A 12,504-nucleotide genomic window follows, 5' to 3' on the forward strand; every position below is an offset into this window, starting at 1 on the left:
CGCCCTGCGCCCGCTCGATACAGACGGCCAATACGCCCTCTGCTTCGGAGCCATAACCATCAAAACCATCAACCTCAACACACCGAAAATGTGTTAGCCATGTCCCCGAACAGGTGTCAGCCATGTCCCCGGGCTGAACACCTGTTCCGGGGGCCGGGGGAAGTGGACATAGAGTGAGGAAAGAAAGGGCCGCTCAATCGTGCAGGCCCTTGCCGGCCAGGATGCGGGGGCGGTGTTTGGCGATGCGGTTGCGCCGGGTCTGGGCCTGTTTGGCGCCGGCGATATGCAGGACATAGCCGCGCTGGCGGCCGGGGGTGAGTGCGTCGAAGGCGGCGCTGAGTTCGGCATCGCCGGCGAGCGCCTCGGTCAGTTCTTCCGGCAATTCCAGATCGGTCCGGGGCGGCAGTTTCGCGCCGGAAGCCTCGACATTGATCGCCGACGCGACAAGCGCCCGCAATTGCGGTTCCGCCGACCGGATCGCGTCGGCGCCGGTGAACTCCAGCCGTTTTGCCGAACGCGAATTGGGGCCCTGTTCACGCAGGAGGCCGTCCGGATCATCGACCAGCGCGCCCTTGAAGAACATCAGCGCCAGAAAGTCCTTCATCGGCTGCATGATGGCGATGTTCTCGCCATCACGGGCATAGCAGGGCTTGGCCCATTTCAGCGCCTCGACGAGCCCGCAATCGAGCAGGACGGACCGCAGGACCCGCATCTCATCGCGCCAGGCACCGGGCGTTTCAAGATAGTCATCGACGGGATTGGTCATCGCAAATCGCACCGCTTCTGTTTGCGCGCCCAAGAGAAACGCATGCGGCCGCAGCGTCAACGATATTGCCCTCTCCCCAAGACGGCAGCACCCCGCTAGTGTGCCCGCGAACAATTGGGGGAGAGCGTTTATGAAGTACCGGTTGATTGCCGCCACATCCGTCCTGCTGGCTGCGTGCCAGCCGGCGCAGGACCACACGGCTGCGACACAAGACGCAGCACCGGCGGCCGAGCCAGCCCTCTCCATCGAACGCGCTTTTGCCAGCCCGGACCTGGCCGGTGCCCGGCCGCGTTCGCTGACCTTCTCGCCGGACGGCAGCCGCGTCACCTTCCTGCGCGCCAAGGAGGAGGACGCCTCCGTGCTCGACCTCTGGGCGATGGATATCGATGGCGGCGAGCCCTATCGCCTGGTCGATGCCCGCGTGCTGGCGCCGGAAGAGCAGGAGCTGTCCGAAGCTGCGCGGCAATTGCGCGAGCGCGCCCGCATCTCCGAAAGCGGCATCGTTTCCTATGACTGGGACAGCCAGGGCGAGGCCATCCTCGTGCCGCTCGATGGCGACGTCTTCCGCGTCGATGTCGAGAGCGGCGAGGCGCGGCGTCTGATGGAAACGCCGCAATACGAGACCGATGCCCGCATCTCCCCGCAGGGCAATTTCGTCTCCTTCGTGCGCGACCAGAATCTCTACCTCATCGACCTGGAGACCGGCGAAGAGACCGCACTGACCACGGAAGGCGGCGGACTGATCTCCTGGGGCATGGCGGAATTCGTCGCCCAGGAAGAACTGGACCGGCGCACCGGCTATTGGTGGTCGCCGGACGAGCGCTATCTCGCCATCGCGCGGGTCGATGAAAGCCCGGTCGACAATATCGAGCGCATGGAAATCGCCACCGACGGTTCGGCGGCGGTGGTCGACCAGCGCTATCCGCGCGCCGGCACCGACAATGCGATCGTCGAGCTTTTCATCCTCGATCGCGAGACCGGTGAACGCCGCCAGGTCGAGCTGGCCGGGACCGACGACATCTATCTGGCCCGCGTGAACTGGGCGTCCGACAGTGGCACGGCCTACATCCAGGTGCTCAACCGGATGCAGAACGAACTCACCATTCTGGCCGCCGATCCGGCGACCGGCGAGGCGAGCGACTGGCTGGTCGAAACGACCGATGTGTGGATCAATCTGACGAATGATTTCCGCGCCCTCGCCGATGGCAGCGTCATCTGGACCAGCGAGGACACGCCAGGCGGCTATCGCCATATCCAGCACCGCGCCGCCGACGGCTCGCTGATCGCCCAGGTCACGGCCGGCGACTGGCTGGTCAACGAGGTCGATGCCGTCGATGCCGAAAACGGCCTGGTCTATTTCACCGGCTGGACCGAGACGCCGCTGGAACGCCATGTCTATTCGGTGCCGCTGGACGGCTCGGCCGATCCGGTACAGATCACGCAGGGTGAAGGCCGCTGGTCGGCCACGTTCGCCAGCGATGCGGCGACCTTCATCGGCACTTATGATGACAGCGACACACCGGCCCAGACCGCACTCTATGCGGTAGATGGCGAACGGATCCGCTGGATCGAGGAAAACGCCGTTGTCGAAGGTCATCCCTATTTCGACTATGCGGCCGATCATATCGTACCGCAGTTCGGCACGCTGACCGCGGCTGATGGCACGACACTGCACTACCAGCTCTACCTGCCGGCCGATTTCGACCCGAACCGGCAATATCCGGCGGTGCAGTATCTTTATGGCGGCCCGCACTCCCAGCAGGTGCATCGCGGCTGGCAGGGCGTGCGTCCCCAGCTCTTCGCCCAGCGCGGCTATGTCTATTTCACCATCGACAATCGCGGCGCGTGGAATCGCGGCCGGGAGTTCGAAAGCCATATCCAGCGCCGCATGGGATCGGTCGAAGTGGAAGACCAACTCGTCGGTCTGGACTATCTGAAAAGCCTGGATTTCGTGGACGCAGACCGGGTCGGCATCTGGGGCTGGTCCTATGGCGGCTACATGACGCTGATGACCACGCTGCAGGCGCCCGGCGCCTTTGCGGCCGGCGTGTCCGGCGCGCCCGTCACCGACTGGACGCTCTACGACACCGCCTATACCGAGCGCTACATGGACCATCCGGACGCGAACTTTGAAGGCTATCAGTCCTCCTCGGTCTTCGCGCATCTGGACAATTACGAAACGCCCCTGCTGCTGATCCACGGCATGGCGGACGACAATGTCATCTTCGCCAATTCCGTGCGGCTCTATTCGGAGATGCAGGAACGGCGCTACCCGTTCGAGATGATGACCTATCCCGGCCAGCGCCACGGCGTGCGCGGCGAGGCCCGGCAGGTCCATCTCTGGCACACGATCTTCGACTATTTCGACCGCAAGCTGAAAGACGGGGAATAGGCATTGCGTCAGGAGGGCAGACGGCAATGATCCGGGCCAATGTGATCGAGAGGGCGGACGAGATCCGGAACGCGTTCCAGAACGCGTCTCCCTTCCGCCATGCCTGCATTGAAAACTTCCTCAACGAGGACATCGCAAGACAGGCGCTGGCCGACTTTCCCGGCTTCGACGAGGACGCCGCGCGCAACGAGTTCGGGGATGTCGGCCGCAAGGCGGTGAATACCGACCTGCCCCGGATCAGCCCCTTCTATGCGCAGCTGAGCGATTATCTGGTCTCCGACGATTTCATGGACGCGATGAGTGCGCTTACGGGGATCGCCGGGCTCAAACCCGACGTGAACCAGTTCGGCGGCGGCACGCATGAAAACCTCGACGGCCAGTCGCTCGATCCGCATGTCGATTTCAACTACGACATGGCCACGGGCCGGCACCGCCGGATCAACCTGCTGATCTATCTCAACCCGGTCTGGGACGAGGCCTGGGGCGGATGTATCGAGCTGCACAGGAACCCGCGCGATCCCGAGCATGACGAGACGGCGGCCTTCGCGCCATTGTTCAACCGGGCCGTGATGTTCGAGACCAATGAGCATTCCTGGCACGGCTTCCGCCGTATCGCGATACCGCCGGGCGCGGGCGTGCAATCGCGCAAATGCCTGTCGATCTACCTCTATACGGATGACCGGCCGGAGGACGAGATCGCGCCGCCGCACGGCACATTCTACGTCCCGCCACCCCTGCCCGACACGCTGATCGAGGGACACACGCTGACCGGCGAGGATGTTGCGGAGATCCGCGACCGGATCCAGCGCTGGTCGCACTGGCTGGAATTCCACCAGAAGCGGGAATTGCGCATGTCGCAGGAGATCGAGGATCTGCGTGTCGCCGTGGCGCCTGAGCCCCCCTACATCAACCGGGGTGTCCGGCATCATGCCGCGGCCATGCTGCACGAGGCTGGCGAGCTTGTGATTGCGTTCGGAAACGCAGTGGGGCGGTTGTTCGGCCGCAGCGGCTAGAAGGCCACCCAGCGATCGGCATCGGCACGCATGCGGTCTCGCCGTGCCCTCCAGTCCGGCATCAGACCCGCCACCACCCGCCAGTAGGCGGGCGAGTGATTGTGCTCGACCAGGTGCGCGGCCTCATGGGCGCAGACATAGTCGATCAGTGCCTCCGGGAAGCCCATCAGCCGCCAGTTCAGCCGGATCGTGCCATCGGCCGCGCAGGAGCCCCAGCGGCGTTTCTGATCGCGCACGATAACCTTGCGGACCGGCCGCCCCAGCTGCGCGGCATAGGCCTCGACACGCGGCGCCATCAGGGCCTGGCCCTGCCGGGTGTAGAAGCGCTGCAGGGCCGCCGTGAGGGTGCGCACGCGCAGCTCGCCGGACAGGTCCGGATCGTGGCGCAGGACCAGCCCGTCGTCATCGCGGCGAACACTTGTGCGCACGCCCGTCGGATCCAGCCGCAGGCTGATCTCGCCGCCCAGCCAAGGCAGAACCGCTCCGTCTACCAGGTCCAGCGTGCGCGGGGCCGGCCGGGCCGACCAGGCATCCAGCTTGGCGAGGATCCAGCCGGACTTGGAGGCCAGCGCGCGTTCGATATCCCGCTCGCTCACCCGGCGCGGTGCCGTGACTTTCAGACCGTCATGGCCGATGGAGAACCCGATCGTGCGCCGGTCCGACCGGCGCAGCAGGTAGGCGATGTCCCGGCCCTCCAGCCGGATGGAGCGGGACGCCGGCGTCATGCCACCGTCAGGAGATCGCCGCAAATGGCTTCAAGCCCCGCCTGGTCCTCGGTGTCGAAGGCACCGAATTCGGTGGAGTCGACATCGAGCACCGCAACGAGCGCACCGCTGGCATCGCGCACGGGGACCACGATCTCGGAGTTCGAGCGGCTGTCGCAGGCGATATGTCCCGGAAAGGCGTGGACATCCTCGACCAGCTGGGTTTCCCCCGACGCTGCCGCCGCACCGCACACGCCCTTGCCGAAGGGGATGCGCAAGCAGCCCAGCGTGCCCTGATAGGGACCGACAACGAGTTCGGCCGGCTTGTCCGGATCGACAAGGTAGAAACCGGTCCAGAAAAAGCGCTCCCCGAAAGCCTCGCGCAGCAGGCAGGCCGCCGTGGCATAGCGCGCGGTCAGGCTGGTCTCGCCCGCAATCACCGAGGCGATCTGCTTGCGGACATCGGCATAGGTTTCGGACTTGGCGGACATGGTCGGTATTCCTTCTGGCAGGCCGGGCACAGATTGGGCGTGCGCCCTCCGGGTTCAAGCCCGCGCTGCAGCCCGCGGCCGCTAGAGCCGCACAAGCCCGCGCAGGGAGTGCCGGATTGCGCGCTCGATGACCTGCTCGGCAATGTCGCCGCCATCGCCTCCACCGGCACTGCCCTGCCCGCCGCCATCCCGGCGGTCGCCGCGGGGATCGTCGTGCTGGCCGGTCTCGTATTCCAGACGGGTGTTGATCATGCGGATACGGGCATCGACCAGCCCGTTGATCGTCTCGTCCACCTTGGACGCGACATTCATGCCCAGCTCGCGCGCTTCCTTCACGGAGATCGCCTGGCTGTGCGACAGTTCTCCGGAGGACAGATAGTCGGCCAGATAATGCTCCGGCTTGCCGGGCTTGCGGTGAACCGGATTGACGATCTCGCGCGCCACCTTGACCGCATACTGGTCGTATTTGCGGGCTTCGTGCGCCAGCATCACCAGCACGTCCTGGGTGGCCAGCACGCCCTTCTGCTCGATCAGGGCGTTATAGGCATCGGTGGGAAAGCCGCCATAGATCGTGTCGATCGGACCGAGCGAGGCGGTCTTGTTCATGCACACCTTGTCGGCCGCCAGCGCGATCATCGTGCCGCCGGACATGGCGATATACGGAATATGGGCAATGACCCGCGGTTCGCGCTTGGGATTGTGGTGGCCTTTGGTCTTTTCCAGATGCTGGCGCAGGGCCTGGGCGATCATGTGGGCCGGGCGGGCATAACCGCCCAGCGTGTGCAGCACGACCACGACCTTCGCCCGCGCATTCGCCTGCCGTATCGCCGCGACCGCCTGCAGCGCCTCGTCAAAAGCGATCTGCTGCTGGGCGCTATCGCGGCCGACAAAGTCGTCACCGAGATCATGGATCAGGTCGATCAGAACGGTATTGCCGGTCTCGATCTTCTTGCGAAGCTTCTCGTATTCCCGGCGTGCATCCTCATAGTCGGCGAAGCGCTTGCGGCGCAGCTTGACCATCTGTCGCTCGTCGGAGCTGGCGCGCTGCCGGGCCAGATGATGGGCGTAGACATAGACGAGGCCGGCGAGCACGACGAGCGCGACCGCCGCCCCGATCAGGACGGTATTGTCGATGCCTTCGGCCACGGCACCCCCCGGGACACGCATCCAACCGAGGATGCGAAACGTCCCGGAGATATTAACCAAACCCTAACGAGACCGACAAGCTGAACCGGTCCGTTTCCGCCCGATCAGTCGAGCGCACCCGACACCGTGGAAGCGCCGCCACCGCCTGCCGCGACCTCGCGCTCGCCGGCCAGCTGGTTCAGAAGACCGGCCAGACGAACGCCAGCCTGTTTCAGCCGGTCGCGGCTCGTGCGCAGCGAGCGCTGGTAGTAGGCCTCGCCTGGCTCGATCGTCTGGTCGGCCCGCGCCCAGTAGTAGGCAAATTCGCGCGAGCGGACGATGTCATGGCTCTCCTGAGCCCAGCCGATGGAGTCGAGCTGGGCGTAGACGTCGACACCGCCAAGCGGGATTTCCGCCTCGAGTGCATCGGCGAGATACTGCCAGCGTTGGGCTTCGGGGGCCCAGGGCCATTCCTCGCTCATATGGTCGAGCAGGATTTCGCTGTCCCAGACGCGATGCAGATTGGTGAAGCGCTCGCCGCGCCACAGCACGGGAATGTCATTGCCGCCACGATCACCCTCGATCGAGACATGTAGGGGCTGGTGCACATCGCCCATCCAGTGCGCCAGGAATTTCAGCGCTTCCAGCCGCTCCGCATCGCTGCGGGCACGGTCAGCGAAAATGCCGGCATGAAGGTCGATGGCCTGGGTAAGGCAGCCGTCCTCGGCACAGTCTTCCGGGTCGATGTGCGAATCTTCCCGGGTCTGGTTCACATAGTGCCAGGGTGCCGTGTGGCGGTGTGTCGTGCCACGCACTTCATCGGCCCAGGAACACGCATCGCGGAAATGATCGAACTGGGGATCAAGCGCGATCAGCCGGTCGACTTCGGACCGCGCGTCTTCGGTCAGGTGACGATAGGCGAGGTCGCAGACAATACGGTGGCCGTCACGGCCATAGGCTGCAGCCGGTGCCGGCACGGCAATGGCCGCCAGGGTCGCGCCCGCGGCGACCAGACAGATCGGGAGTTTCATGATGTTCCGCCCTTGAACCGAGCGGCCCTAACCGCTCTTCCGGGCCTGTCTAGGGGAGCGGAAGCCCTGCCTCTACTAGTCAGGGCGGGCGCGAGGCCGCCGCACCACCTGGGATGGCGGCGCGAGACCTTTTGTAATCAGCCGGTCATATACTATACCGTCCGGACGGTATTGACTGTACCGTCTGGACGGTTTATGTGCGCCGCAACATAAATCAGGTCAGTTCCGAAATGTCCGAAAAGCCCACCACCACCAAGGATCTTATTCTCGATGCCGCAGAGACCGTCGTTGCCCGCGACGGTACGCGCGCAATGACGATCGACGCTGTTGCCGCGGAAGCGAGCATTTCCAAGGGCGGCGTGCTCTATCACTACCCCAACAAGATCGCCCTGCTCGAAGCCATGGTGACCCGCATGGTCACTGGCGTGCGCGACGACATCCACCGCGCCGAGGCCGACGCCGAAGCGGCGGGCGAGCCACCCCTGCCGTGGGTCATCGAAGCCCTGCTGACCCGCACCACTGCGGCCGAGCCGATCGGCAATGCCATTCTCGCCGCCGCGGCCGAACAACCGCAATTGCTCGAAGCCGCCGGGAAGGTGCTGGCTGGCGAATTCCAGCGCCTGTCGGCCATGGCGCCGGACCCGGTGCTAGGCCAGATCGTCCTTCTTGCCCTCGACGGACTGAAGCTGAGCTCCATGCTGGGCCTGAGCCATGTCGAAGCACTGCAGGTCAATGCCGTGAACAACCGCCTCGTCGCAATGACCCGGGAGATGTACCAATGATCCGCCTTGCCCCGCTCCCGGTCCTTGCGACCATGCTTGCCCTTGCAGCCTGCTCGGGCGAAACCGCGCCGCCGCCGCCCCAGCCCCGCCTGGTCCAGCTCGGGGAAGTCCAGAGCAACGCGCCGGAAACCCGCCACGAATTCGTCGGCCGGGTCGAGGCGCGCCTGAGCGTCGACATGGCCTTCCAGGTCGGCGGCCAGCTCGCCGACCTGCCCCTGACGGAAGGCCAGCGCATTGCCGAGGGCGATCTGGTTGCACGGCTCGATCTGGAAGATTTCGAACTCGCCCGCCAGGAAGCCCGTGTGCAGCTGCAACAGGCGCGCACCGATCTGGAGCGCCAGCGTACCCTGCACGAGCGCGGCATCGCCTCGCAGGCGGCCCTGGACAGTGCCCAGACCCAATATGACCTGCGCCTCGTCGCCCTGGAAAATGCCCAGCGGAACCTGCAATACGCCACACTGACCGCTCCGTTTGACGGGCTGGTCAGCCGCCGACTGGTCGACAATTTCACCATCGTCTCACCAGGCCAGCCGATCGTGCGCATCCAGGATGTGGGCGAGCTGCGGGTATCCATCCCGGTCTCCGAGGACATGGTCGCCACCTTCGACCAGAACAATCTCGTCGCGCTGGAAGCGGCTTTCTCCTTCCTGCCCGGTCAGACCTTTTCACTGATACCGCGCGAACTGGTCAGCGAGCCGGACGATACCTCCAACACCTACCGCGCCATCGCGGCCCTGCCCGACGACATCCCGGCCAATATCCTGCCCGGCATGACCGCCACCGTGTGGGCTGAAGTGGAGCGCAACGGCCCTGTAACCACCGATGTCATGGTACCGCTGGCGGCCGTCTCCGAGCGGCCGGATGGCAGCAATTCGGTCTGGGTCTATGACGCAGAAACCGGCACGGTATCGCCTCGCGCAGTGGAAACGGCGGGCCTGCGTGGAAACAGCGTCATCGTGACCACGGGTGTCCAGGCCGGCGATCTCATCGTCACCGCGGGCGTTTCAGCCCTGCATGACGGCATGGAAGTCCGCCCGCTCGACGACACGCAACCGCGTTTCGGAACCGCGCAATGAGCATCCAGTCCCAAAGCGCCCTGTCGCTCGCCCGATTGTCGATCGAGAAACCGGTCCTCACCTGGCTCGTGATCCTGTTCTGTGTGCTCGGCGGACTGTACGGCTTCCTGAATGTCGGCCGTCTGGAAGACCCGTCCTTCACCATCAAGCAGGCGATCATCTTCACACCCTATCCCGGCGCGACGGCCGAAGAGGTCGAGCTGGAGGTCACCGAACACCTGGAGATCGCCATCCAGCAGATGGGCGAGGTGAAGGAAATCCTGTCGGAATCCTCCCCCGGCATGTCCGAGATCCATGTCGAGATGCTCGATACGATCGGCGGCGACGAGATTCCCGCTGTCTGGACCGAGCTGCGTGCCCGTATCCGCGACGCCACGGCGGGCCTGCCGCCGGGCGCCAGCACCCCCATAGTCTATGACGATTTCGGCGACACCTACGGCATTTTCTACGCGGTGACCGCCGACGGGTATTCGGACGACCGGGTGCGCGATATCGCGCGCATGCTGCGCCGCGAACTCCTGACGGTCGACAATGTCGCCAAGGTCTCGGTCGAGGGTGAGCCGGAAGAACGCATCTATATCGAGATCCCGCAGGAGACCCTGTCCCAGCTGGGTCTGTCCTATGAAAGCCTGCTGAGCGAGCTGAACCAGCAGAATGCCGTGGTATCTGCCGGCGCCACACCGATCGACGAAAACTATGTACGCATCGCCATTCCCCAGACCCTGGGCGGGGTGGATGCCATCAGCAACCTCCTGATCACGCCGGGCAATGGCAGCGAGGCGATCCGCCTGTCCGACATCGCCGAGGTCTCCCGCGCCCGTGAAGAACGGCCGCAACAGCTGATCTATCACAACAATGTCCGCGCCTTCACGCTGGGTGTCGCAGGCCTGTCGACGGCCAATATTGTCGATGTCGGTCATGCCGTCGAAGCGCGCCTCGCCGAGCTGGAATCGCAATTGCCGGTCGGCGTGGACCTGCACCCGATCTACCAGCAGCACATCGTGGTCGACGAGGCGATCAACAGCTTCCTGTTCAGCCTCGGCCTGTCGATTGCCATCGTGGTCGGCGTGCTGTGCGTCTTCATGGGCTGGCGCGCCGGGCTGACCGTGGGGTCGGCCCTCTTCCTGACCGTCGCCGGCACCATCTTCTTCATGAACATGTTCGCCATCGAGATGGAACGCATCTCGCTGGGCGCGCTGATCATCGCCATGGGCATGCTGGTCGACAATGCGATCGTCGTGGCCGAAGGCATGCTGACCGGCGTGATGCGCGGCAAGCCGCGCCTCGATGCCGCCGAGGAGGCGGTCCAGTCAACGCAATGGCCGCTGCTGGGCGCGACCGTGATCGGCATCCTCGCCTTCGCCGGCATCGGTCTGTCGCCGGACGCGACCGGGGAATTCCTCTTCTCCCTGTTCGCTGTGATCGGGATTTCGCTTCTCTTGAGCTGGGTCATCGCGGTCACCGTGGTGCCGATGATCGGCTTCCACCTCTTCCACGCCCAGCGCCAGAAAGCGCTGGCCCGCGGCGACGCGCCTGAGACTGACGCCGAGCTCTATTCCGGCCGGATGTACCGCTTCTATCGCGGCGTGCTGGAACCGGCCCTGGCCCGGCGCTGGCTGGTTCTGGCCGGCCTGATCGTCGTGACCGTTGTATGCTATGCCGGCTTCGGCTCGGTGAAGAACTCCTTCTTCCCGGATTCCAATACGCCGATGTTCTATGTGAATGTCGAGGAGCCGGAAGGCACCGACATTCTCGCCACCGCCTCGACGATGCGCGATATCGGCGCCTTTATCGGCGAACAGCCGGAGACGGTGTCCTACGACACCTTCGTCGGCGCCGGCGCAACGCGCTTCATGCTCACCTATAACTCCGAGCAGCCGAATACGGCCTATGGCCAGGTCATCGTGCGCACCGAACATCGCGACGAGATCCCGGCCCTCGCAGACCGCATCCTCGGCCATGTCCGCGACACCCATCCGAACGTGCAGATCCGGATCGACCGCATCGTCTTCGGTCCGCCCTCCGGTGCCAAGCTGGAAGCCCGCATCCTCGGCCCAGATGCCGGCATGCTGCGCACCATCGCCGACCGGATCGTCGAGGAACTGCATGTCCGCGGCAATGTCATCGACCTGCGCACCGACTGGCGCAGCCGGGCACCGGTAATCAATCCGGTCATCATCGAGGAACGCGCCCGCACCATCGGCGTGACCCGCGAAAACGTCGCCAATGCCATGCTGTTCGCGACCGAAGGCTCGCAGGTCGGCGTCTATCGCGAGGGTGAGGAGCTTATCCCGATCATCGCCCGCGCTCCTGCTGTGGAGCGTGCCGGCGAGACTTATCTGGGCGACCGCCTCGTCTGGAGTTCTCAGCAATCGGCCTATGTGCCGATCGACCAGGTCGTGTCGCGTTTCGACGTCGATTTCGAGGATGTCCTCATCCAGCGGCGCGACCGGACACGGGCCATCTCGGTGCGCGCCAATCCCCAGCCGCACGAGACGGCAGCGGAAGGCTTTGTCCGCTTCAGCGCGATCGTGGAGTCGATCGAGCTGCCACCCGGCTACACCCTGGAATGGGGCGGCGAGTATGAAAGCGCCATGGAGGCGAACCAGTCACTGGGCAGCCAGCTGCCGCTGACCTTCATCGCCATGCTGACCATCTCCTTCATGCTGTTTGCCAAGGTGCGCCAGCCGCTGATCATCTGGGCCGTCGTGCCGATGGCGGTGAACGGCGTGGTGATCGGCCTGCTGGCCACGAATGTCGCCTTCTCCTTCACCGCCCTGCTGGGCCTCCTGTCCCTGTCAGGCATGCTGATCAAGAACGCCATCGTGCTGGTGGACGAGATCGACATGCGGATCGCCGCCGGCGCCGATCCGTTCGAAGCCGTTCGCGACGGTTCGGTCAGCCGCCTGCGGCCTGTCCTGCTGGCCGCCGCCACGACCATTCTGGGCATGACACCGCTCCTGGCGGACGCTTTCTTCCAGGGCATGGCGGTGACCATTATCGGCGGACTGACCTTCGCCTCGATCCTGACCATGATCGCGGTGCCGGTGCTCTACGCGCTCTTCTTCGGCATCCGCCGGACACGGCGCGACGAACAGCCCGCTTGACGACCGGTGCGGGCGGG

At 64.9% G+C, this 12,504-nt stretch carries 10 protein-coding genes; 5 read left to right on the plus strand and 5 right to left on the minus strand.

The window, feature by feature from the left end; translation table 11 throughout:
* Positions 1-193: 193 nt before the first annotated feature.
* Positions 194-766, minus strand: a complete 573-nt coding sequence (locus ABJO18_RS10265; RefSeq protein WP_348509516.1) for a YdeI/OmpD-associated family protein — start codon at positions 764-766, stop codon at positions 194-196.
* Positions 767-896: 130 nt separating this feature from the next.
* Between ABJO18_RS10265 and ABJO18_RS10270 the strand changes: the two genes are divergently transcribed.
* Together ABJO18_RS10270 and ABJO18_RS10275 are read left to right on the plus strand one after the other, a co-directional pair.
* The gene (locus ABJO18_RS10270; protein WP_348509517.1) at positions 897-3,158 is read left to right on the plus strand and encodes a S9 family peptidase; all 2,262 of its coding nucleotides are present in this window, start codon (positions 897-899) and stop codon (positions 3,156-3,158) included.
* A gap of 26 nt (positions 3,159-3,184) precedes the next feature.
* Entirely contained in the window at positions 3,185-4,171 is a 987-nt protein-coding gene (locus tag ABJO18_RS10275; protein WP_348509518.1) for a 2OG-Fe(II) oxygenase, read from the plus strand.
* Here the strand turns inward: ABJO18_RS10275 and ABJO18_RS10280 are convergent.
* From ABJO18_RS10280 to ABJO18_RS10295, 4 genes are all read right to left on the minus strand, one after another.
* Positions 4,168-4,896, minus strand: a complete 729-nt coding sequence (locus ABJO18_RS10280; RefSeq protein WP_348515870.1) for a SprT family zinc-dependent metalloprotease — start codon at positions 4,894-4,896, stop codon at positions 4,168-4,170. The two genes, ABJO18_RS10275 and ABJO18_RS10280, sit on opposite strands and share 4 nt — an antisense overlap.
* Positions 4,893-5,366: a GAF domain-containing protein gene (locus tag ABJO18_RS10285; protein WP_348507895.1), complete on the minus strand. Its 474-nt coding sequence runs from the start codon at positions 5,364-5,366 to the stop codon at positions 4,893-4,895. The genes ABJO18_RS10280 and ABJO18_RS10285 overlap by 4 nt, the downstream gene beginning before the upstream one ends.
* An 81-nt stretch (positions 5,367-5,447) precedes the next feature.
* A complete protein-coding gene (locus ABJO18_RS10290; protein WP_348507896.1) occupies positions 5,448-6,512 on the minus strand; it encodes a hypothetical protein in 1,065 nt (354 codons plus the stop codon).
* Between the two features lie 104 nt (positions 6,513-6,616).
* Positions 6,617-7,522 (minus strand): S1/P1 nuclease, encoded by a 906-nt coding sequence (locus ABJO18_RS10295; RefSeq protein ID WP_348507897.1) that lies wholly within the window; start codon positions 7,520-7,522, stop codon positions 6,617-6,619.
* A gap of 230 nt (positions 7,523-7,752) precedes the next feature.
* Between ABJO18_RS10295 and ABJO18_RS10300 the strand changes: the two genes are divergently transcribed.
* The 3 genes from ABJO18_RS10300 to ABJO18_RS10310 are packed head-to-tail and all read left to right on the plus strand — an operon-like array spanning position 7,753 to position 12,487.
* Positions 7,753-8,304 (plus strand): TetR/AcrR family transcriptional regulator, encoded by a 552-nt coding sequence (locus ABJO18_RS10300; RefSeq protein WP_348507898.1) that lies wholly within the window; start codon positions 7,753-7,755, stop codon positions 8,302-8,304.
* The gene (locus ABJO18_RS10305) at positions 8,301-9,380 is read left to right on the plus strand and encodes an efflux RND transporter periplasmic adaptor subunit (protein WP_348507899.1); all 1,080 of its coding nucleotides are present in this window, start codon (positions 8,301-8,303) and stop codon (positions 9,378-9,380) included. Before ABJO18_RS10300 ends, ABJO18_RS10305 begins: the two co-directional genes overlap by 4 nt.
* The gene (locus tag ABJO18_RS10310; protein WP_348507900.1) at positions 9,377-12,487 is read left to right on the plus strand and encodes an efflux RND transporter permease subunit; all 3,111 of its coding nucleotides are present in this window, start codon (positions 9,377-9,379) and stop codon (positions 12,485-12,487) included. The genes ABJO18_RS10305 and ABJO18_RS10310 overlap by 4 nt, the downstream gene beginning before the upstream one ends.
* Positions 12,488-12,504 lie beyond the last annotated feature (17 nt).

The sequence above is a fragment of the Maricaulis sp. genome, assembly GCF_039978735.1.
In the GTDB taxonomy this organism is placed as follows: Bacteria; Pseudomonadota; Alphaproteobacteria; order Caulobacterales; family Maricaulaceae; genus Maricaulis.